The organism is Achromobacter pulmonis, assembly GCF_902859765.1.
In the GTDB taxonomy this organism is placed as follows: domain Bacteria; phylum Pseudomonadota; class Gammaproteobacteria; order Burkholderiales; family Burkholderiaceae_B; genus Achromobacter; species Achromobacter pulmonis.
Window position 1 is genome coordinate 244,609 of sequence record NZ_CADIJV010000001.1, and the last position, 17,898, is coordinate 262,506.

The following is a 17,898-nucleotide window of genomic DNA, read 5'->3' on the forward strand; positions in this document are numbered from 1 at the left end:
CGCAAATAGAGGGAGATAACGGCTGGCAATACTATACGCTGGCGCTTCATTTCACCGGCGCCTGCTGATCCAGCGCCAGGTTGAGCTTGAGCACGTTGACGACCGGCTCGCCCAGCACGCCCAGCCACGGTCTGCTGGTGTTGGCCTGGATCAGGGCGTCGACCTGGGCGCGGGTCAGGTGGCGGGCGCGGGCCACGCGCGCGGCCTGGTATGCCGCTGCCGCCGGGCTGATGTGAGGATCCAGGCCGCTGCCGGACGCCGTGACCAGGTCCACCGGCACGGGTGTGGGGTTGTCCGGATCGGCGGCCTTCAGGGCGGCGATCCGCGTCTGGATCGCCTGGGCCAGGGCCGGATTGCGCGGCCCCAGGTTGGAGCCGCCGGAGTTGGCGCCGTTATAGGGCATCGGCGACGTTGCCGACGGGCGGCCCCAGAAGTATTGGGGCGCGCTGAACGACTGGCCGATCCACTCCGAGCCGATCACCTTGTCGCCTTGCCGGATCAGCGAACCGGAGGCCTCGTGCGGGAACACGGCGGCGGCGATGCCGGTGGTCAGGAAGGGATAGGCCAGGCCTGTAACCAGGGAGAGGGCGACAAAGACCACCAGCGCGGGGCGCAGGATGCCGCCTTGGCGCGGCAGGGAAAGGGTGGGTTTCATGTGGCGTTCCTTTTTCGTTAGCGGGTAGGGGTCAGGCCCAGCCCAGGGCGGTCAGCACCATGTCGACCAGCTTGATGCCGGCGAATGGCACCAGCAAACCGCCCAGTCCGTAGATCAGCAGATTGCGGCGCAGCAGGATCGAGGCGCCCAGCGGCCGGTAGCGCACGCCCTTGAGCGCCAGCGGGATCAGCACGATGATGATGAGCGCGTTGAAGATCACGGCCGACAGGATGGCCGAGGCCGGCGTGGTCAGGCCCATGATGTTCAGCACATTCAACTGCGGGTACACCGTGGCGAATGCCGCCGGGATGATGGCGAAGTACTTGGCCACATCGTTGGCGATGCTGAAGGTGGTGAGCGCGCCGCGCGTCATCAGCATCTGCTTGCCGATCTCGACGATCTCGATGAGCTTGGTGGGGTTGGAATCCAGGTCCACCATGTTGCCGGCTTCCTTGGCGGCTTGCGTTCCGGAATTCATCGCCACCGCGACGTCGGCCTGGGCCAGCGCCGGCGCGTCGTTGGTGCCGTCGCCGGTCATCGCCACCAGGCGGCCTTCGCCCTGGTAGTCGCGGATCAGCTTGAGCTTGGCTTGCGGTGTCGCCTCGGCCAGGAAGTCGTCGACACCGGCCTCGGCCGCAATCGATGCGGCGGTGAGTTTGTTGTCGCCGGTGATCATCACGGTCTTGATACCCATGCGGCGCAATTCGGCGAAGCGCGACTGGATGCCGGGCTTGACGATGTCCTTGAGCTCGACCACGCCCAGGGCGCGGTTGCCGTCGCTGACCAGCAGGGGCGTGCTGCCGCGGCGCGCGACATCCTCGGCCAGCCGCAACACTTGCTCCGGCACGGTCGCATCCTGCTCGGCCAGCCAGGCGCACACCGCGTCGACCGCGCCCTTGCGGATGAGGCGGTCCTTCAGGTTGACGCCGCTCATGCGGGTCTGCGCGCTGAACGGCACGTACTCGGCGTCCGAGGCGTGCAGGGCCGGGGCGTGGATGGCCTTGTCGGCCAGCGCCACGATGCTGCGGCCCTCGGGCGTCTCGTCGGCCAGCGAGGCCAGGCGCGCCGCGTCGGCCAGTTCGCGCGGCGACACGCCGGGCGCGGGCAGGAAGGTGGAGGCCTGGCGGTTGCCGAAAGTGATGGTGCCGGTCTTGTCCAGCAGCAGCACGTCAACGTCGCCGGCGGCTTCCACCGCGCGGCCCGAGGTGGCGATCACGTTGGCGCCCATCATGCGGCTCATGCCCGCTACGCCAATGGCCGACAGTAGGCCGCCGATGGTGGTGGGGATCAGGCACACCAGCAGCGCCACCAGCACGGTGATGGTGATGACGGCGCCGCCGCCGGCGCTCGTGACCGCGTAGATCGAGAACGGCATCAGGGTCGTGACCACCAGCAGGAACACCACCGTCAGGCCGACCAGCAGGATGGTCAGCGCCAGTTCGTTGGGGGTCTTCTGGCGCTTGGCGCCTTCGACCATGGCGATCATGCGGTCCAGGAAGCTATCGCCCGGATCGGCGGCGATGCGCACGAAGATCCAGTCGGACAGCACCCGGGTGCCGCCGGTGACCGACGAGAAGTCGCCGCCGGACTCGCGGATCACCGGGGCGGACTCCCCGGTGATGGCGCTTTCGTCCACCGAGGCGACGCCGGCGATGACCTGGCCATCGCCCGGGATCGTGTCGCCGGCCTCGACCAGCACCACGTCATGGCGGCGCAGCAGGCCGGAAGGCTGGCTGACGGCGCGGCTGCGCCATTGCGCCGGTTCGGCATGGCTTGCGTCCTCCTCGCGAAAGCCCTTGAGCAGGCGGGCCTCGATGGTGGTGCGCAGGCCGCGCAGAGTCGCTGCCTGCTGCTTGCCGCGGCCCTCGGCCAGCGCCTCGGCGAAATTGGCGAACAGCACGGTGAACCAGAGCCATATCGTGATCGCGAGGGTGAAGCCTGCAGGGGCCTCGGCGTGGCCACCTAGCGCCATGAGCCACAGGATCGTGGTCAGGATGCTGCCCACATAAACCACGAACATCACCGGGTTCTTGAGCTGGGCCGCGGGCGAGAGCTTGCGAAGGCTGTCCAGCAGCGCGGGGCCGACCAGGGCGCCGGACCACATGCTGAATTTGCGTTCCGGCGGCACAGCCGCGGGTACGCGGGCGGTCGCGCCGCCGGCGCCTTGGGTAGACATTTCAATCTTGGCCATTTTCTTTCCTAGCCTGTTGTGTTCAGGGTTGCAGGTGTTCCGCGACCGGGCCCAGGGCCAGCGCGGGCACATAGGTCAGGGCGCCCACCAGAAGCACCGCGCCGATGAGCAGCACCACGAACAGAGGACCGGTCGTCGGCATGCCGCCGGGGCCGGCGGGCAGGCGGCGCTTGGGGGCCAGCGAACCGGCCAGCGCCAACACCGCGACGATCACGGCGAAGCGGCCGAACCACATGGCGGCGCCGAGCAGTACGTTGTAGAAGGGGCTATTGGCCGACAGGCCGGCGAAGGCGCTGCCATTGTTGTTGGCGGCCGAGGACAGCCCGTACAGAATCTCGGAGAAACCGTGGGCGCCGGGATTGAGCACGCCTGCCTGGCCGGCCGCCGCCGATACTGCCAGCGCCGTGCCGCCCAACACCAGCAGCGGCGTCGCCAGGATCACGATCGACACCATCTTCATGTCATGGGCCTCGATCTTCTTGCCCAGGTACTCGGGCGTGCGGCCGACCATCAGGCCGGCGATGAACACGCCCAGGATGGCGAACGCCAGCATGCCGTACAGCCCCGAGCCGACCCCCCCGTAGACCACTTCGCCCAGTTGCATCAGCAGCATCGGCGACAGCCCGCCCAGCGGATTCAACGAGTCATGCATGCCGTTGACCGCGCCGCAGGAGGCCGCCGTGGTGATGGTGGCGAACAGCGAGGTGGCGGCGATGCCGAAACGGGTTTCCTTGCCTTCCATATTGCCGCCGGGCGCGAGCGCGCTCATCGCGTTGTTGACGCCGGCTTGGGCGGCCATCGGATTGGGCTGCTGTTCGAAATAGGCGGTGCTCAGCGCGAACGCCGCGAACAGCAGTGTCATGGCCGCGAGGATGGCGATGCCCTGGCGCCGGTTGCCCACCATCTCGCCGAAAGCGAAGCAGAGCGAGGCGGGGATCACGAGGATCGCCAGCATTTCCAGAAAGTTCGACAGCGCAGTCGGGTTTTCGAACGGGTGAGCCGAGTTGGCATTGAAGAAGCCGCCACCATTGGTGCCCAGCATCTTGATGGCTTCCTGCGAGGCGACCGGCCCCATCGCCAGCGTCTGCGTCCGGGCGATGACCGGGTCGGTGACGGCCTGGCCGCTGGCATCCAGCACCGGCTGCCCCTGCGCGTCAACGCGTGGCTGTTCGTAGTGCAGGGCTTCGAGCGTCTGCGCTTCCTGGTAGGGGTTGAAGTTCTGGATCACGCCTTGGCTGACCAGCGCCAGCGCCAGCACCAGCGACAGCGGCAGCAGCAGGTACAGCGTGCAGCGCACCAGGTCTGTCCAGAAATTGCCCAGCGTGGCCGAGCCGTGGCGCGCCAGTCCGCGGATCAGCGCGAACAGGACCGAGATGCCGGTGGCGGCCGAGACGAAGTTCTGCACCGTCATGGCCAGCATCTGCGTCAGGTAGCTCATGGTCGATTCGCCGCCGTAGCCCTGCCAATTGGTATTGGTGACGAAGCTGATGGCGGTATTGATCGAGGAGTCGGGCGAGACCGCGCCCATGCCCGCCGGGTTCAGCGGCAGCAGGCCTTGCAGGCGCTGCAAGGCGTAGACCGCTATGACGCCCAGGATATTCAAGGCCAGCACGGCCAGGGCGTAGCGTTTCCAGCCCATTTCGGCCTGCGGGTCGATGCCCGCCAGCCGGTAGATGCCACGTTCGAGCGGGCGGCCCCAGGCGGTCAGCCGGGATTGCCGGTCTTCCATGACGATGCGGATGTAGCGCCCGAGAAAAGGCGCTATGGCAAGCAGGACCGCCAGGTACAGGACCAGCAATCCGATGAATTCGGCAGTCATCAGAACTTCTCCGGTTTGAACAGGGCGATCAACAGGTACACAAAAAGCAGCGCGGCCGTGACGCCGCTTAGCCAGTAAAGCGCGCTCATGATTGCGTTCCTGCAGACAAGGCTTCGCAGAACCGGACCAGGGCGCAGGTCAGCCCGGCCATGGCGGCGAAGATCGCGATATAGATGACATCCACGTTTTTCCTCCCGGGAGCGACGCTCCCTGCGAACGATGGGCCGGCGCGGCAAAAGGGATGCGGACCGCGCGGGCGTAATGACCAATCAGGACGCCGGCAGGTTACGGAGCGGGGGGTAAAAACGGGGTATAGCTTTGGCGTGCCGATGTAAACGGAACGTAAAGACGCGCGACTATCATTGCGGCCAGCGCATGCGCCGCCATGGCGCGGCAGGGCTGCCCGGAAAGCGGGCGCGGCGCGTGCCCGGAAGCGGGCGCGGCGGCGGCCGATTCTTGAGCCGGGCTCAAAATCGGGCGTGCCGGCGCGGGCCGAGGCAGTCTGGAAGTCGGGATTTGATGGGGAAAATCCCAGTATTTAGAATGGAAACACCAAAACGCACCAATATGGTGCGAGTAATAAGTAAATGAATGCGCCGAATTAGGGCATTCCCCTAGTGTGACATTCCCGCATCTGGTGCAGAATCTCTTCCCATGCAGGTGAGGAGACAAAGCCCTGCATGGGCAATTACCGGCGGCACCGGTACATAAAAAAAGTAGCAGTACTCAAAAAAAGCAAAACGCACAACGGCTGGCACCAGGCAGTGCCAGCCGTTGTCGCATAAAAAGCCCGAATTTCGTCCCGCCAGGCTTTTCAAGCGCCGCGTTTCGCGATATTCCTCAGGTTTCGCTCACGCCAGCTATGCCGGAATCCCGCGTTTCCTCCGAATCTTCCTCCCCGTCCCGCTATTGGCGCCGCAACGTGCGGCTGATCGCATTGCTGGTGGTCGTGTGGGCGGCGCTGACATTCATTCCATCCTATTTCGCTCGCGACCTGTCGTTCGACTTCATCGGCTGGCCGTTCTCGTTCTGGATGGCGGCCTATGGCGCGCCGCTGGCCTACCTGATCATCATCTGCATCTACGCCCGGCTCATGAACCGCGCCGACCGGCGCGCCGAAGAGGCCAGGGGGAATCGCTGATGCCGTTCGGCGGAGATACCCCGCAGGAATTCCGCATCCGGCTGCGCCGCATCTACGTGCTGTATACGGCCGGATTCGCGCTGATGATCCTGCTGATGGCGCTGGCCGAGATCCTGGGCCTGCCGCGCAACTGGATCGGCTATGTGTTCCTGCTGGTCACGGTAAGCCTGTATGCGGGCATCGGTATCGTCTGCCGCACTTCGGACCAGGTCGAATACTACGTCGCCGGCCGGCGCGTGCCGGCCATCTACAACGGCATGGCGACCGCCGCCGACTGGATGTCGGTGGCGTCCTTCATCGGCGTGGCCGGCACGCTCTACCTGACGGGCTACGGCGGGCTGGCGTACATCATGGGCTGGACCGGCGGCTACGTGCTGGTGTCGATGCTGCTGGCGCCGTACCTGCGCCGCTTCGGCCAGTACACCATTCCCGATTTCATGGGCGCGCGCTATGGCGGCAATCTGCCGCGGCTGGCGGGCGTGGCCTGCGCCATCCTCTGCTCGTTCACCTATCTGGTGGCGCAGATCTACGGCGTGGGCATCATCACCACACGCATGACCGGCATTTCGTTCGAGCTGGGCATCTTCGTGGCGTTGGGCGGCATGCTGGTCTGTTCTTTCCTGGGGGGCATGCGCGCCGTTACCTGGACCCAGGTGGGGCAGTACATCATCCTGGTCATTGCCTATCTGGTGCCCGTGGTGTGGCTGTCGATCAAGCATACCGACATGCCGGTGCCGCAGCTGTCGGCCGGGGTGGTGCTGCAGCAGGTGACGGAAAAAGAGGTCTATCTGCAGAACGATCCGGCCGAGATCGAGGTGCGCCGGTTGTGGCAGCAGCACGCCGATGAGATGGCGCAGCGGGTGCGCGACCTGCCGGAATCCTGGGCGCTGGAAAAGGACAAACTGCGTAGCCGCCTGGCCCAGCTCAATGCCAGCGATGCGCCCATGGTCGAGATCCGCTCGGTCGAGCGCGAACTGGCGACGTTTCCGCCGACGGTGGAGGACGCCCGTATCGCCTGGTCGCAGGCCAAGTCCACTTTCGAGGCGCGCGCCGCGCCGCTGACGCCGCATGCGGAGCCTTTTCCATCGGCCGATCCGGAAGAGCGGCGCAACATGCGCATCAACTTCCTGGCGCTGGTGCTGTGCCTGATGCTGGGCACTGCCGGCATGCCGCACATCCTGATGCGTTCATATACGACGTCGTCGGTGGTCGAGGCGCGCCGTTCGGTGTGCTGGTCGTTGCTGTTCATCCTATTGCTGTATTTCATGGCGCCCGCCCTGGCGCTGTTGGTGAAGTACGAGGTCTATACCCAGGTGGTGGGGTCGAATTTCCTCAGTCTGCCGAACTGGGTGCATGCCTGGAGCGCGGTCGACAGCAACCTGCTGGACGTGACCGACATCAACCGCGATGGCGTGGTGCAGCTCAGCGAGATCAGCATCGGCGCCGACGTGGTGGTGCTGGCCATGCCCGAGATCGGCGGCTTGCCCTATGTGATTTCCGGCCTGGTGGCGGCGGGCGGCCTGGCGGCGGCGCTGTCGACCGCCGACGGCCTGTTGCTGACATTGTCCAATTCGCTGTCGCACGACATGTGGTACCGGATGGTTTCGCCGCGCATGTCGGCGGCGCGGCGGGTGATGGTATCCAAGATCCTGTTGCTGGTGGTGGCCTTCGGCGCGGCCTGGGTGGCGGCGCGCAAGCCGGCCGATATTCTGTTCATGGTGTCGGCGGCGTTCTCGTTCGCGGCCTCGTCGTTCTTCCCGGCGCTGGTCATGGGGGTGTTCTGGCGCCGCGCCAACAAATGGGGGGCCACGCTCGGCATGGCGGCGGGGCTGCTGGCGACGTTCGCATACATGACGCATACGCATCCCTGGCTGCGGGAGTGGGTGCTGGGGATTTCGCGGACCGAGCCGGTGGACCTGTGGTGGGGCATCCAGCCGATCGCTGCCGGCGTGTTCGGCGCGCCGGTGGCGTTCCTGACGATCATTGTGGTGTCGCTGCTGACCCCGCGGCCGGATCGGGCCACGCTGGCCCTGGTGGACTACCTGCGCCAGCCGGGGGCGTCGAAGCCGCCGACGGAGAGCGCCTAAGGCGCTTCGCAGGCGTGGGCGTGCCGGTTGTGTGGGTCGATGCAGGTGTTCCAGGCCTGCCGGGGCATGGCCTGCAGCAAGGTGTGGATCTGTCCGGGCGCCCACAGCCATTGCACCCCGCCCGGCGTTTCGCCGGCGGCTTCCCAGACGCGCTTGCGTTGCGCGGCGCTCAGAATGAACTGAGCGCCGTTGCCGCTGTTGCCTGTGGCGAGCACCTGGGCCGGGTCGCGCTTGGCGGCATAGACATCGCTGGCGTCATCGGTCGGGGTGGGTTGCACGATGGCCCAGTCGTAGTGATAGGACTCCAATGCGGGCGGGCGCCACGCGGGGCCGGGCAACACCATGATGGCGTGCTCGCCCGGGCGGTCCCGATAGGGCGGACCCAACTGGGGACGGCCGTCCGGTTGTACCGAGACTTCCCGCAGATAGCGCGCCGCCGCGCGGCCATGCGTGTCAAATGTCGTCACCGCGACGGCATCGCCGGATTCGACCTGGTACGAGATGGTGCGCAGCAGCCTGCCGGCGGCGTTGTGGACGTAACGGCTGCTGGGCCGGGCGGCCGCGCAGTCGTTGGCGCCCACCTCCGCCAACCAGCCATATTCGTCGTAGCGCAGGCAGTAGCGCGCTGGCCGGCCCGCGACGCCGTTCCATGCGCGCGTGCGTTCCTCGTAGCCCGCCAGGCGGCCCTGCGCGTCATAGTAGTAGCGGGTTTCCGCTGCGGGACGGGGCAGGGTAGCGTCACCCGAGGCCCGCACCCGGCGCACCGTGTCGGCGGCGTATCGCGCGATGCCGCACAGGCGTGGGCGGCCATCGGCGCGGATTTCCCAGCGCAGCATGGTCACCCCGATACGGGCGCCCGGGGCGGCGGCGTAAACCGACCAGTCCACCTGTTCGGCCCAGATGACGGGCCTGGCGCGCGTGCCGGTTTCGACGGTCACGCTGGGCAGCCATGAGCGGATGCGCGAGCCATCCAACGCCAGCAGGGTGTTCTGCTCATCCAGGCTGATGTCGATGACCTGGGTGTGGCGCCGCGCGGACGCGGCGAGCGGTTCACAGGCCGCGTGGACGAGTCCGGGCACGACGGCCAGCAATGTCAGCGCCAGCCGGAGCGGAAACGAATCAATGCGCGGCATTGTGCAAGTAGGCGACCAAGCCCCAGAGTTCGGCGCCGATGCCGCCCAGGCGCGGTGTGGCGTCCTGCAGATCCATCAGCACGAAGGGGTAGGCATTGCGTTCCAGCTTGCCGGGGGGCGGCAGCCGGTAGGGCTTGAAGTGTTCCCCTGACAGGAGGTAGGTGTTGGTCATGTCACCGACGTCCACGTGCAGGTACCAGACCGTCAGTGTCGTAACGTCCAGGGCGGGGTCGCTTTCCGGGTACGGCCCTCCTTGCCCGGCGGGAATGGCGCTGTCCAGCACGGCCATGAGCACGGTGCGCGGGCCGGGCCGCGGAAAATAAGTGGTGCCGCCGGCGCGTTGCGTGAACGCCTGGCGGATGAACGCCGCGCCGCGCGAACCTGGCACGACCGAGCTGGCGAAGAGGGCGTCCAGTTCGGCTTCCGACAAGGGGCGGCGGATGGCCGCCAGCCGGTCCATGTCCTGTTTGAAGAGCGCCAGCCAGGCCCGGTAGCGCAACTGCTGCGCAGCCCGGTCGAATTCCTGTCCCCAGGCGTTGCCGGCCAGCAGCAGACTTAGCCAGGCCAGACATAGCCCTGCGGCCAGCCGGTGGCGCCAGGAGGCCGTCGAGGGCGCGGTTTGACGGATCAATGGGGCACGGACTTCGAGAAGACGTTCATCACCACCACGCCGGCGATGATCAGGCCGATGCCGATCAGGGCGGGCGTGTCCAGGTGCTGCTTGAAGAACAGGGCGCCGACGATGGAGATCAGCACGATGCCCACGCCCGACCAGATGGCATAGGCGATGCCGACCGGCACCTCGCGCAGCGTCAGCGATAGAAAATAGAACGAGATCGTGTAGCCGAATACCGTCACGAGCGACGGCAACAGGCGCGAAAAGCCGTCGGAGCTTTTCAGCGCGCTGGTGGCGAAGATTTCGGCGACGATGGCCACGCCGAGGTAGAGCCACTTCATTTGCGCGGCCCGTCCGACTGCCGCAGCAGCACCAGCAGGGCGCCAGCGCCGCCTTCGCGTTCGGGCGCCTCCGAAAACGCCAGCACCTCGTTTTTCTGCACCAGCCAGGTGCGGGCCTTGTCCTTGAGCACGGGTTCCAGCCCTTGCGAGCCGTAGCCCTTGCCATGCACGACGCGCACGCAGCGGATGCCGTGTTCCTGGCATTCGTCCAGGAATGACAGCAGGGCGTGGCGCGCCTGTTCCACGCGCAGGCCGTGCAGGTCGAGTTCGGCGCCGGCGCGCCATTGGCCGCGGCGCAGGTTGCGCGCGGTGTCGTGCGCGGCATCGCCGCGCACGAAGGCGGTGCCGCCTTCGGACAGCAGATGGGTGATTTCGCCGCCGTCCGAGACGCCTGCGTCGGCTCGCACGCTGGTCTCGCCCAGCGCATTGGCGCGGCGCAGGGCCGGCGCGGGCGGGGGCGCCGGTTTGTGCTCGACGCGCGCGACCTGGCGGATCGGCGTGACCGATTGCATGGAGCGCCGGAAGGCGGCCATGTCATCGGCCGGGTCCGTTTCGGCCGCGGCGGACGGCGCGGCTTGCTTGAGCGCGGCCACCCGCTGGGCGAGGGCGGCGCGCTCCCGCTCGGCCTGCAGGTCTTTCTTGAGGCGTTTCAGGTCGGCCGCGCCGACCTTATTGCCCCGCATTCTCCAGCCACCGTTGTGCGTCCAGGGCGGCCATGCAGCCCGTGCCGGCGCTGGTGATGGCCTGGCGGTAGACGTGGTCCTGCACGTCGCCGGCGGCGAACACGCCCGGGACCGAGGTCATGGTGGCCATGCCGGACAGGCCGCTCTTGGTGACGATGTAGCCGTCCTTCATTTCGAGCTGGCCCTGGAAGATCTCGGTGTTGGGCTGGTGGCCGATGGCGATGAAGGCGCCGGTGACCGCCAGGTCTTCGGTGGCGCCGGTGTCGACGTGGCGCACGCGCACGCCGGTGACGCCGCCGTCGTCGCCCAGCACTTCGTCCAGCGTGTGGAACAGCTTCAGTTCCATGTTGCCGTTCTCGACCTTGCTCATCAGCTTGTCGACCAGGATCGGTTCGGCGCGGAACTTGTCGCGGCGGTGGATCAGGGTGACCTTGCGGCAGATGTTGGACAGGTACAGGGCTTCCTCGACGGCGGTGTTGCCGCCGCCGACCACCACCACGTCCTGGTTGCGGTAGAAGAAGCCGTCGCAGGTGGCGCAGCCGGACACGCCACGGCCCATGAAGGCCTCTTCCGAAGGCAGGCCCAGGTACTTGGCCGAGGCGCCGGTGGCGATGATCAGGGCGTCGCAGGTATAGACCTTGCCGGTGTCGCCGGTCAGGGTGAAGGGGCGCTTGGACAGGTCGACCTTGGCGATGTGGTCGAACAGCATTTCGGTATTGAAGCGCTCGGCGTGCTTCTGGAAGCGCTGCATCAGGTCCGGACCCTGCACGCCCTCGGCGTCGGCCGGCCAGTTGTCGACGTCGGTGGTGGTCATCAGCTGGCCGCCTTGGGCCAGACCTGTAACAAGGACGGGGCTCAGATTGGCGCGTGCCGCATAGACGGCCGCCGTGTAACCGGCGGGGCCGGATCCGAGTATCAAAACTTTAGCGTGCGTAGGCGTGGACATGGGCGGGTATCTTTAGGTTAACGCCCAATTATAATGAGCCGCATGCCGCGTATCTCGACTGCTTCTCCGCGCGCCTCGCGCAATACCCGCAACGGGCCCTCGCCCCTGCAAACGCGTATTTCCGCGTTGCTGCGCGAGGCCCGCTGGATCCTCTTCGCCGCCCTGGCGGCCTGGCTCACCCTGGTGCTGGCCACCTGGAGCGCGGCCGACCCGGGCTGGTCGCATTCCGTCCCCGCCGGGGTCATCCACAACAAGGGTGGGACGCTGGGTGCCTACCTGGCGGACATCCTGCTGTATCTGTTCGGTTTTTCCGCCTGGTGGTGGGTGGTGCTGCTGCTGCACCGGGTGCGGGCGGGTTATCGCCGCCTCGCCAGCCATCTTCGCGTTACAAATGGTAAGCAGCCAGAGGTGTTGCCGCGTGTCCACTGGGAAGAGGGCATCGGGTTCCTGCTGCTGCTGGTCGGTTCGCTGGGGATGGAAGCGCTGCGTCTGGCCAGCCGCGGCACCCATCTGCCGGGCGCCTCGGAAAACGCCAGCGGCGCGGGCGGCGTCATCGGCCATACCCTGGCCGATCTGATGAGCCGCAGCATCGGTTTCACCGGCAGCACGCTGGCCTTCCTGGTGATGCTGGCGATCGGCCTGAGCCTGTTCTTCTCGTTCTCGTGGCTGACCGTGTCCGAGCGGGTCGGCGCCTGGCTCGAAGGCCTGGTGCGCCGGGTGCGCAACTCGTATGCCGCGCGCGAAGACCGCAAGGTCGGTGAAGTCGCCAAGGCCGTACGCACTGAACAGGTGGTGGCCAAGCAGGAAAAGCTGGTGCACGAGCAGCCGGTGCGCATCGAGCCGGCAATCACCGTGGTGCCCAAGTCCGAACGGGTCGAAAAGGAAAAGCAGCAGTCGCTGTTCTTCGCGCCGCCCGGCGGCGAAGGCGACCTGCCGGCCATCAGCCTGCTGGATCCGCCGCTGGCCAACCAGGAAACCGTGTCGGCCGAGACCATCGAATTCACCTCGCGCCTGATCGAAAAGAAGCTGGCCGACTTCGGCGTGTCCGTCACCGTGGTGGCGGCGCAGGCCGGTCCGGTCATCACGCGTTACGAAATCGAGCCGGCCACCGGCGTCAAGGGCAGCCAGATCGTCAATCTGGCCAAGGATCTGGCGCGCGCGCTCAGCCTGGTCAGCATCCGCGTGGTGGAAACCATCCCCGGCAAGAACCTGATGGGCCTGGAGCTGCCCAACCCGCGCCGCCAGATGGTCAAGCTGTCCGAGATCCTGGGGTCGCAGACCTATCACGCCAGCCATTCGGTCGTGACCATGGCGCTGGGCAAGGATATCGCCGGCAATCCGGTGGTGGCCGACCTGGCCAAGATGCCGCACCTGCTGGTGGCGGGTACCACCGGGTCGGGCAAGTCGGTGGGGATCAACGCCATGATCCTGTCGCTGCTGTACAAGGCCGATGCTTCGCACACCCGTGTGATCCTGATCGACCCGAAGATGCTCGAAATGAGCGTCTACGAAGGCATTCCGCACCTGCTGGCGCCGGTGGTCACGGACATGCGCCAGGCCGCCAATGCGCTGAACTGGTGCGTGGGCGAAATGGAAAAACGCTATCGCCTGATGAGCAAGATGGGCGTGCGCAACCTGGCCGGCTACAACACCAAGATCCGCGACGCGATCAAGCGCGAGGAGCCGATTCCGAATCCGTTCTCGCTGACGCCCGACCAGCCCGAGCCGCTGTCGCCGCTGCCCACCATTGTGGTCGTGATCGACGAACTGGCCGACCTGATGATGGTGGTGGGCAAGAAGATCGAAGAGTTGATCGCCCGCCTGGCGCAGAAGGCGCGCGCGGCGGGCATCCACCTGATCCTGGCGACGCAGCGTCCCAGCGTCGACGTCATCACCGGCCTGATCAAGGCCAACATCCCGACCCGCATCGCCTTCCAGGTGTCATCCAAGATCGACTCTCGCACCATTCTCGACCAGATGGGCGCGGAAACCCTGCTGGGCCAGGGCGACATGCTCTACATGCCGCCGGGCACCGGCCTGCCGGTGCGCGTGCACGGGGCCTTCGTCAGCGACGATGAAGTGCACCGCGTCGTGGAAAGCCTGAAGGCGCAGGGCGAGCCGAACTATGTCGAAGGCCTGCTGGAAGGCGGGCTCGAAGGTGACGGCGGCGAAGGCGCCAGCAGTGTCACCGGCATCGGCGGCGACGCCGAGTCCGATCCGATGTACGACCAGGCTTGCGAGGTGGTGCTCAAGCATCGCCGCGCCTCGATCTCGCTGGTGCAGCGCCATCTGCGCATTGGTTACAACCGTGCGGCGCGGTTACTGGAACAGATGGAGCAATCGGGTATCGTGTCGGCGATGCAGTCCAATGGCAACCGGGAAATCCTGGTGCCCGCCGCCGCCCGAGAGGAAGCATGATGAAGACGTTTCGCGGCCTGGCCGCCACCCTGGCCTTGTGCGTGGTTCCGGCCCTGGCGCCGGTTTCGGCCATGGCCGCCAGCGCGCAGGAGCAGTTGCGCGCGTTCGTGAGCACGGTGACGGCGGCGACGGGGTCGTTTTCGCAATACACCGTCAATACGCAGGGACGTACCCAGCCGGCGCAGACGGGCGTGTTCTCGTTCCAGCGGCCGGGCAAGTTCAAGTGGGCGGTGCAGAAGCCCTATGAGCAATTGGTGATTTCCGATGGCAAGCAGGTGTTCCAGTTCGATCCGGATCTGGCGCAGGTGACCGAGCGCAAGGTGGACGCGGCAATCGGCACGTCGCCGGCGGCGATCCTGTTCGGGTCGGGATCGCTGGAGCAGTCGTTCGTGGTGACGGCGTTGCCGTCCAAGGATGGCATCGATTGGCTGCGGGCCAAGCCGCGCACGGCGGATGCCGGGTTTTCGCGGGTGGATATCGGAATGAAGGACAATCTGCCGGTGCGGGTTGAACTGCTGGATTCTTTCGGGCAGACGACGCGGGTGGATCTTTCGGGGATCGTGCCCAACCCCAAGCTTGGCGAGGGGGAGTTTCGGTTTGTGGCGCCCAAGGGCGTGGATGTCGTCAAGATGTAGGGAGTCCAGCGGCGTCTTTGCTGGCTTGCCTTTGAGTTCTTGAGTATTTGTTTCTTGCTTGGTGCGGTGGTTGCTTCGTAGGCCGCCCGTCACGGGGCGCGCAGGCGGTGAGCGCGCCAACGATTGCGGTCCGGAGCGTTCGCTCCGGACTACCCCATCCTCATCCTCGTTGCCGCCTGCGGCGGCTGCCTTCGGATTCCGTCGGGCGCATCGACGGCGCGCTCACCGCCTGCGCGCCCCGCGGGCGGCCGATTCCGGCATACGTGATGTCTTGCGGCGGGGTGGTGGTCGCTGCGCGCTTGCTAGGGGCTTGATGGGCGATGTCGCCCGATGCGCGCAGCGAGCGGCTTGGGCTGGGAGGGTCGCCCGGCCGCCCGGCCGCCCGAAGGCCGGGCAGCCCCCTCGGGGGGCAGCTAGCTCACGCAGTGGGCGCGGCGTGGGGGCGCTTATACGCCACACAGTCGATTTCCACCTTCGCATCCACCATCAGCGGCGACTGCACGCAGGCGCGGGCGGGGGGATTTTCGCCGAAATATTCCTTGAAGACCTTGTTGAACGACGGGAAGTCGCGCGCGTCGTCGAGCCAGACGCCGCAGCGCACGACGTGCTCGGGGCCGTAGCCGGCTTCCTTGAGGATGGCGAGGACTTGCTGGATGGCCTTGTGGCATTGGGCCACGGTGCCGCCTTCGATGACTTCGCCGTTTTCCATGGGCACCTGGCCCGAGACGTAGAGCCAGCCGTCGGCGGCGACGGCGCGGGCGAAGGGCATGTGGGAACCGCCCTGGCCGGTGCCGCCGGCAACGCCGTAGCGGGTGATGCCGTTGTTGTCGGGGGTGGGGATGGTGCTGCTCATGTCAGGGCTCCTTGGGGGCAGGGGTTGAGGCGGCGAAGCTGGCGCGCAGGTCGCCGTTGCGGGGCAGCCAGCGGCCGGCGCGGTCGCCGGTGGGTTGGCCGTGGCGGTAGGACAGCACGCCGTTGACCCAGACGGCTTCGATGCCGGCGGCGGTCTGGACCGGGGCGGCGAAGGTGGCGCGGTCGATGACGGTGGCGGGGTCGAACAGCACCAGGTCGGCATGAAAGCCTTCGCGCACCAGGCCGCGCTCGGCCAGGCCGAAGCGGGCGGCGGACAGGCCTGTCATCTTGTGGACGGCCTCGGGCAGCGGGAACAGGCCGACGTCGCGGCTGTAGTGGCCGAGCACACGCGGGAAGGCGCCCCACAGGCGCGGGTGCGGCATGGGGTCGTTGGGCAGGCCGTCGGAGCCGACCATGGTGAGCCGGTTCGACAGCACGCGGCGCACGTCGTCCTCGTGCATGTTGTGATAGACCGCGCCGGCTGGTTGCAGGCGCCTGGCGGCTTCCAGCAACGATGCATTCCAGTCGGCGGCGATGGCGGCGAGTTTGCGGCCGGCCTGTTCGGGGTGCGGCACCGACCAGGTGATGTCGATATCGAATTCGTCGGTGACCTGCTTGAGGTCGAGCGTGGACGAGCTGGCCGAGTACGGGTAACAGTCGCAGCCCACGTGTTGCATGCGGCCGGCGTTCTCCAGCTTGAACAGCACTTCCTTCGTGCGGCCCCAGTTGCCGGCCCCGGCGCATTTCAGGTGCGACACCACCACCGGCACGCGCGCATGCAGGGCGATGTCGAAGGCTTCCTGCATGGCTTCGAGGATGGCGGCGAATTCCGAGCGCAGGTGGGTGGTGTAGAGCGCGCCGAACTCATCCAGGACCTCGGCCAGCAGCTTGACCTCGGCGGTGTCGGCCTCGATGGCCGAGCCGTAGGCCAGGCCGGTGCTCAGGCCGATGGCGCCGTGCGCCAGGGCCTCGCGCAGCTGTTCGCGCATGGCCATCACTTCGTCGCGCGTGGCGCTGCGGTCGAGGCGGTCCAGGTAATTGTTGCGCAGGGCGGTATGGCCGACCAGCGCGGCGACGTTCACGGCGGGTTGCGCGGCCTCGATGGCGCGGGTGTAGTCGGCAAAGGTCGGGTAGGCAAAGTCCTCGCGCCGGCCCAGCAGGTTCATCGGGTCGGGCGGCTCGCCGCGCAGCGCAACCGGCGCGGCGCTGATGCCGCAATTGCCTACCACCACGGTAGTCACGCCCTGCGACAGCTTGGGCAGCATGCCGGGCGTGCGGATGACGTTGGTGTCGTCATGGGTGTGGACATCGATGAAGCCGGGCGCCAGCGCCAGGCCGGCGCCGTCGATGACCTGGCGCGCCGCGGTGCCGGACAGGTCGCCGATGGCGGCGATGCGGCCGCCGGCCAGCGCCACGTCGGCGGCATATTCGGCAGCGCCCGAGCCGTCGAGCACGCGGACGTTGCCGATGAGGGTGTCGTACATCTTGGTTTCCAGGGTCAGTCGCCCAGCGGCAGCCGGTTCGGGCCGCCGCGGTATTCGTCCAGCGCCAGCTTGATGCGGCGCAGGCGTTCGCGGTTTTCTTCTTGGTTCAGCATGGCCAGCTCGGTCGACAGCAGATCGATCGCCAGCATCATGGCGTAGCGCGAGGCCGAGGGCTTGTAGATGAAGTCGGTTTCGTCGGTGCGTATCGGCAGCACCACGTCGGCCAGCTTGGCCAGTTCCGAGGTGGCGTCGGTGACGGCGACGATGCGGGCGCGGTACTGCTTGACGATGCGCGCCGCGCCGACGATCTCCGGCGTCAGGCCCGAGGCCGACAGGATCACCACGGCATCGCGCTCGTCCAGGGTTGCGGCCACCATGCGCAGCAGCACCGCGTCGCTGTAGACCGCGATCGGGTAGCCCAGGCGCACCAGGCGCGACTGCACTTCCTGCGCCAGCACGGCCGAGGCGCCGCCCATGCCGAATACATACACCATGCGGGCGCCATCGACGATGCCGGCGGCAGCCTCGAACAGCGGCTCGGTGAAGGTGGGCAGATGGGCGCGCAGCGTGCTTTCGATGTCGGCGTAGATACGCGCATAGAACGTGCTTTCCTCGGCCGGCGCGCTCGGGTCCAGGAAGCGGCTGCCCACGGTGCTGGCCTGCGCCAGTTTCATCTTCAGGTCGCGGGTGTCGTCGCAGCCCACGGTGCGCGCAAAGCGCGAGATGGTGGCGATGCTGACGCCGGCCTTGGCCGCCAGTTGGTCCACCGTGGCGCTGGCGCTCCAGATGATGTTGTCCAGGATGGCGTCGGCGACCTTGCGTTCGGTGACGCTCAGGTCGTCGCGGCGGCTGCGGATCTGGAAGACGATGTCGCGGATGATGTTCATGTGGTATTCC

Annotated in this window: 16 protein-coding genes; 4 read left to right on the forward strand and 12 right to left on the reverse strand. The window is 67.0% G+C overall.

What is annotated here, in order from left to right:
* Positions 1–46: 46 nt before the first annotated feature.
* From kdpC to kdpF, 4 genes are read right to left on the reverse strand one after another with little or no spacing between them, the layout of a single operon-like run.
* Positions 47–655, reverse strand: a complete 609-nt coding sequence (gene kdpC / locus HV701_RS01115) for a potassium-transporting ATPase subunit KdpC (RefSeq protein ID WP_175131303.1) — start codon at positions 653–655, stop codon at positions 47–49.
* A 31-nt stretch (positions 656–686) separates the two neighbouring features.
* Positions 687–2,846: a potassium-transporting ATPase subunit KdpB gene (gene kdpB, locus HV701_RS01120; RefSeq protein WP_175131304.1), complete on the reverse strand. Its 2,160-nt coding sequence runs from the start codon at positions 2,844–2,846 to the stop codon at positions 687–689.
* Between the two features lie 22 nt (positions 2,847–2,868).
* Positions 2,869–4,665: a potassium-transporting ATPase subunit KdpA gene (gene kdpA, locus HV701_RS01125; protein ID WP_175131305.1), complete on the reverse strand. Its 1,797-nt coding sequence runs from the start codon at positions 4,663–4,665 to the stop codon at positions 2,869–2,871.
* Entirely contained in the window at positions 4,665–4,754 is a 90-nt protein-coding gene (gene kdpF / locus HV701_RS01130) for a K(+)-transporting ATPase subunit F (RefSeq protein ID WP_175131306.1), read from the reverse strand. Before kdpF ends, kdpA begins: the two co-directional genes overlap by 1 nt.
* Positions 4,755–5,527: 773 nt before the next feature.
* Here kdpF and HV701_RS01135 point away from each other — a divergent pair.
* Both HV701_RS01135 and HV701_RS01140 read left to right on the forward strand, forming a co-directional pair.
* Positions 5,528–5,806, forward strand: coding sequence for a DUF4212 domain-containing protein (locus tag HV701_RS01135; protein ID WP_175131307.1), 279 nt, complete (start codon positions 5,528–5,530; stop codon positions 5,804–5,806).
* Complete coding sequence (locus HV701_RS01140) at positions 5,806–7,893, forward strand: sodium:solute symporter family protein (protein WP_175131308.1); 2,088 nt, start codon at positions 5,806–5,808, stop codon at positions 7,891–7,893. Before HV701_RS01135 ends, HV701_RS01140 begins: the two co-directional genes overlap by 1 nt.
* Here the strand turns inward: HV701_RS01140 and HV701_RS01145 are convergent.
* From HV701_RS01145 to trxB, 5 genes are read right to left on the reverse strand one after another with little or no spacing between them, the layout of a single operon-like run.
* Entirely contained in the window at positions 7,890–9,026 is a 1,137-nt protein-coding gene (locus HV701_RS01145) for a hypothetical protein (RefSeq protein WP_175131309.1), read from the reverse strand. The two genes, HV701_RS01140 and HV701_RS01145, sit on opposite strands and share 4 nt — an antisense overlap.
* The gene (locus HV701_RS01150) at positions 9,013–9,657 is read right to left on the reverse strand and encodes a hypothetical protein (RefSeq protein ID WP_175131310.1); all 645 of its coding nucleotides are present in this window, start codon (positions 9,655–9,657) and stop codon (positions 9,013–9,015) included. The genes HV701_RS01145 and HV701_RS01150 overlap by 14 nt, the downstream gene beginning before the upstream one ends.
* Complete coding sequence (locus HV701_RS01155) at positions 9,654–9,983, reverse strand: DMT family transporter (protein ID WP_175131311.1); 330 nt, start codon at positions 9,981–9,983, stop codon at positions 9,654–9,656. The genes HV701_RS01150 and HV701_RS01155 overlap by 4 nt, the downstream gene beginning before the upstream one ends.
* On the reverse strand, positions 9,980–10,666 hold the full coding sequence (locus tag HV701_RS01160) for a Smr/MutS family protein (protein WP_175131312.1): 687 nt from the start codon (positions 10,664–10,666) through the stop codon (positions 9,980–9,982). Before HV701_RS01160 ends, HV701_RS01155 begins: the two co-directional genes overlap by 4 nt.
* Positions 10,653–11,612: a thioredoxin-disulfide reductase gene (gene trxB, locus HV701_RS01165; protein WP_175131313.1), complete on the reverse strand. Its 960-nt coding sequence runs from the start codon at positions 11,610–11,612 to the stop codon at positions 10,653–10,655. The genes HV701_RS01160 and trxB overlap by 14 nt, the downstream gene beginning before the upstream one ends.
* A 42-nt stretch (positions 11,613–11,654) precedes the next feature.
* On the opposite strand from trxB, the gene HV701_RS01170 reads away from it, so the two are divergent.
* Both HV701_RS01170 and lolA read left to right on the forward strand, forming a co-directional pair.
* On the forward strand, positions 11,655–14,030 hold the full coding sequence (locus HV701_RS01170) for a DNA translocase FtsK (protein ID WP_175131314.1): 2,376 nt from the start codon (positions 11,655–11,657) through the stop codon (positions 14,028–14,030).
* The gene (gene lolA / locus HV701_RS01175) at positions 14,030–14,665 is read left to right on the forward strand and encodes an outer membrane lipoprotein chaperone LolA (protein ID WP_175131402.1); all 636 of its coding nucleotides are present in this window, start codon (positions 14,030–14,032) and stop codon (positions 14,663–14,665) included. Before HV701_RS01170 ends, lolA begins: the two co-directional genes overlap by 1 nt.
* Positions 14,666–15,083: 418 nt before the next feature.
* On the opposite strand, the gene HV701_RS01180 is transcribed toward lolA, so the two are convergent.
* Genes HV701_RS01180 through HV701_RS01190 form a run of 3 tightly spaced genes read right to left on the reverse strand, consistent with a single transcriptional unit; the run spans position 15,084 to position 17,888 of the window.
* On the reverse strand, positions 15,084–15,518 hold the full coding sequence (locus tag HV701_RS01180; RefSeq protein WP_175131315.1) for a RidA family protein: 435 nt from the start codon (positions 15,516–15,518) through the stop codon (positions 15,084–15,086).
* Position 15,519: 1 nt separating this feature from the next.
* A complete protein-coding gene (locus HV701_RS01185) occupies positions 15,520–17,001 on the reverse strand; it encodes an N-acyl-D-amino-acid deacylase family protein (RefSeq protein WP_175131316.1) in 1,482 nt (493 codons plus the stop codon).
* 14 nt (positions 17,002–17,015) lie between these two features.
* Positions 17,016–17,888: a MurR/RpiR family transcriptional regulator gene (locus HV701_RS01190; protein ID WP_175131317.1), complete on the reverse strand. Its 873-nt coding sequence runs from the start codon at positions 17,886–17,888 to the stop codon at positions 17,016–17,018.
* Positions 17,889–17,898 lie beyond the last annotated feature (10 nt).

Bases quoted from the DNA above. Each gene is read 5' to 3' on its own strand.
- kdpC (WP_175131303.1), bottom strand. From the start codon at position 655: ATGAAACCCACCCTTTCCCTGCCGCGCCAAGGCGGCATCCTGCGCCCC.
- kdpB (WP_175131304.1), bottom strand. From the start codon at position 2,846: ATGGCCAAGATTGAAATGTCTACCCAAGGCGCCGGCGGCGCGACCGCC.
- kdpA (WP_175131305.1), bottom strand. From the start codon at position 4,665: ATGACTGCCGAATTCATCGGATTGCTGGTCCTGTACCTGGCGGTCCTG.
- kdpF (WP_175131306.1), bottom strand. From the start codon at position 4,754: ATGAGCGCGCTTTACTGGCTAAGCGGCGTCACGGCCGCGCTGCTTTTT.
- HV701_RS01135 (WP_175131307.1), top strand. From the start codon at position 5,528: ATGCCGGAATCCCGCGTTTCCTCCGAATCTTCCTCCCCGTCCCGCTAT.
- HV701_RS01140 (WP_175131308.1), top strand. From the start codon at position 5,806: ATGCCGTTCGGCGGAGATACCCCGCAGGAATTCCGCATCCGGCTGCGC.
- HV701_RS01145 (WP_175131309.1), bottom strand. From the start codon at position 9,026: ATGCCGCGCATTGATTCGTTTCCGCTCCGGCTGGCGCTGACATTGCTG.
- HV701_RS01155 (WP_175131311.1), bottom strand. From the start codon at position 9,983: ATGAAGTGGCTCTACCTCGGCGTGGCCATCGTCGCCGAAATCTTCGCC.
- HV701_RS01160 (WP_175131312.1), bottom strand. From the start codon at position 10,666: ATGCGGGGCAATAAGGTCGGCGCGGCCGACCTGAAACGCCTCAAGAAA.
- trxB (WP_175131313.1), bottom strand. From the start codon at position 11,612: ATGTCCACGCCTACGCACGCTAAAGTTTTGATACTCGGATCCGGCCCC.
- HV701_RS01170 (WP_175131314.1), top strand. From the start codon at position 11,655: ATGCCGCGTATCTCGACTGCTTCTCCGCGCGCCTCGCGCAATACCCGC.
- lolA (WP_175131402.1), top strand. From the start codon at position 14,030: ATGAAGACGTTTCGCGGCCTGGCCGCCACCCTGGCCTTGTGCGTGGTT.
- HV701_RS01180 (WP_175131315.1), bottom strand. From the start codon at position 15,518: ATGAGCAGCACCATCCCCACCCCCGACAACAACGGCATCACCCGCTAC.
- HV701_RS01185 (WP_175131316.1), bottom strand. From the start codon at position 17,001: ATGTACGACACCCTCATCGGCAACGTCCGCGTGCTCGACGGCTCGGGC.
- HV701_RS01190 (WP_175131317.1), bottom strand. From the start codon at position 17,888: ATGAACATCATCCGCGACATCGTCTTCCAGATCCGCAGCCGCCGCGAC.